The 2,333-nt window shown below is 61.3% G+C and carries 1 protein-coding gene; it reads left to right on the top strand.

What is annotated here, in order from left to right:
* On the top strand, positions 1-2,333 hold a 2,333-nt coding region (locus VB780_RS08430; RefSeq protein WP_323350691.1), incomplete at both ends, for a PAS domain S-box protein.

Below are 2,333 nucleotides of genomic sequence, written 5' to 3'. Positions count from 1 at the left end.
CTACAACATTGGCGATCGCAAGCGCAGCGAGATTGCCCTGCGGCAGCTCAACCAGTCTCTAGAGGCCAAGGTGGCCGAGCGCACCGCCGAATTGGCCGATCGCAATGCCGAGCTAGAGGCCAGCAACCAGGCCCTGCACCTGAGCAACCAGCGCTTTCGCAACGCCTTTGACTATGCCGGCATTGGCATGGCCCTGGTCAGCCTAGAGGGCTACTGGCTAGAGGTCAACCGCTCCCTGTGCGAAATCACGGGCTATAGCGAGGACGAGCTGCTCGCCACCACCTTTCAGGCCATTACCCACCCCGACGACCTAGACACCGATCTAGATCTGATGAGGCAGCTGCTCAACCAGGAGATTCGCCACTACAACCTCGAAAAGCGCTACCGCCACAAGCAGGGCCACTGGATTTGGATCCTGCTCAGCGTATCGATTGTGACCGACGAGCAGCAGGTGCCGCTCTATTTTGTGTCTCAAATTCAAGATATCAACGAGCGCAAACAGTCAGAACTGGCGCTGCACAGGAGCCAGGCCATGCTGCTAGAAGCTCAGGAGGTGGGCCACGTTGGCAGCTGGGAGTACGACATCGCTACCCAAAAAGTGACCTGGTCCGCCGAAAAATTTCGGATTTTGGGGCGCGACCCAGCCCTGGGCGCACCCAGCTTCGACGAGCTGCTGCGGCTCTACCATCCCGAGGATGGCGACCGGCTGCGCCAGGCGGTGGAGCACACCCTGACCACGGGCGAGCCCTACAGCATCCGGCTCAAATACACCCGTGACGACGGGGCAATGCGCTATCTCGAAGACCGGGGCCAGGCCGAACGCAATGCCCAGGGCGATATCGTGCGCCTGTTTGGCATCGCCCAAGATATTACCGAGCGGATGCAGGCCGAGGGCGAGCTGAGAGAAATGAGCACCGCCCTTGCCCTTGCCGTAGAGGGCATCTCTCGTCTCGATGCGGCTGGTTGCTACACCAGTGTCAACCAGGCCTATGCCGCCATGGTGGGCTACACCCCCGACGAGCTCGTCGGCCAGCCCTGGGAGAGTACCGTCCATCCTGACGATCTAGAACAGGTCATCCGGGCCTACGAGCACATGCTGGTCGAGGGCAAGGTCAACGTTCAAGCCCGAGGAGTCCGCAAAGATGGCTCAATTTTCCACAAGCAGTTGTTTATGGTGACGGCCTACGACGACCAGCAGCAGAGCCCCAGCCACTACTGCTTTATGAAAGACATCAGTGAAAAAGTGCGGCTTGAGGCCGAGCGCAAGCAGTCTGAAATCGCCCTGCAACAAGAATTAGAGCGTCTGTCTAAGGTTGTAGAGACCCAGCTAGAGGTGACGCTGGTCACCCCCCACCTAGAGCTGGTGATGGAGGTGATCGTCGAACGGGCTTTGCAGATCACCCGCGCCGATGGGGCCGCCGTGGAACTGTTAGAGGGCCAAGAGCTGGTGTGCCAGGCTACCAGCGGCGTGGCACAGGCCCGTCGGGGCTGGCGGCTGCCCATAGCCGATAGCCTGAGCGGGCGCTGCCTGACGGAGAGCGAGGTGCTGTACTGCGCCGATGGCGATCGCGATCGGCGGGTCAATCGCTCCCTGGCCGAAACCTTGGGGCTGCGATCAATGATGGTAGTGCCCCTCACCACTCAAACCGAGCCAGTCGGCGTGATCAAGGTGTTTTCAACCCAGGCCTACGCCTTTACTGAGTCAGACCGGCAGACCCTCAAGCTGATGGCGGGTCTGCTGGTGGCCAGCCTGCACCTGGCCAAGGAATTTGAGGCCAAAACCACCCTGCTGCAAGACCTGCAAGACAGTGAAGAGCGCTACCGTTCGGTGGTGGCGGCCCTCTCCGAGGGGGTGGCCGTGGTGCAGGCCGATGGCACCTTGCTCACCTGCAATGCCAGCGCCACCAAGATCGTAGGCCTGCCAAGCTGGCAAATTGTGGGGCGATCGCTGGCTGATATGCCCCTAACCTTCATCCAAGACGATGGTTCCCCCTGCCCCGACGACGACCACCCAGCCTGGGTCACCCTGCGCACTGGGCAGTCGGTCGACAATCGGGTGCTGGGCCTGGTTAAACCCGACGGCACCACCTGGATTTCCTGCAACACTCGCCCCTTGCAGCATCCCCACGAGCCCCTGCCCTACGCGGTGGTGATGTCGTTTACGGATATTACCGAACTCAGGCGCTCGGAGGTGGCGGCCCTGCGGCGGCGGGCCGCGCAAGAGCGGCTGCTGAGTGAGATTGCCCAGCGCATTCGCCAGACCCTCAACCTGGAGGCAATTCTCACTACCACCGTCACCGAGGTGCAGCAGTTTTTGCACACTGACCGGGTGA

Origin of the sequence: Leptolyngbya sp. CCNP1308 (assembly GCF_034932455.1) — a bacterium.
Classification (GTDB): domain Bacteria; phylum Cyanobacteriota; class Cyanobacteriia; order Phormidesmidales; family Phormidesmidaceae; genus Nodosilinea.
Note: the sequence above shows the minus strand (reverse complement) of the source record. Positions and strands in the feature narration are given on the sequence as shown.